Source organism: Rugamonas apoptosis (genome assembly GCF_014042355.1).
Lineage (GTDB): Bacteria > Pseudomonadota > Gammaproteobacteria > Burkholderiales > Burkholderiaceae_D > Rugamonas > Rugamonas apoptosis.
On record NZ_JACEZU010000078.1, the window covers coordinates 1 to 255 of the forward strand.

At 69.0% G+C, this 255-nt stretch carries 1 protein-coding gene; it reads left to right on the forward strand.

Annotated features, from left to right (window positions below; translation table 11 throughout):
• On the forward strand, window positions 1–255 hold a 255-nt coding region (locus H3H39_RS27505), incomplete at both ends, for a hypothetical protein (protein ID WP_182157709.1).

Here is a 255-nt window from a genome sequence, read left to right on the forward strand (position 1 = left end):
ACGTGGCCGGCAACACCCACAATGCCGCGGCCTTCACCTTCACCCTCGACACCGCGACCGCGGCACCCGTGGTTGCCCTGGCCCACGACAGCGGCGCCAGCGGCAGCGACGGCATCACCAACGTCGGGACACTGGCCATCAGCGGCGCCGAAACCGGCGCCACCCTCAGCTACAGCACCGACGGCGGAACCACCTGGAATAGCAGCTTCAACGCCGTCGAAGGCGGCAACAACGTCATCGTGCGCGCCACCGACG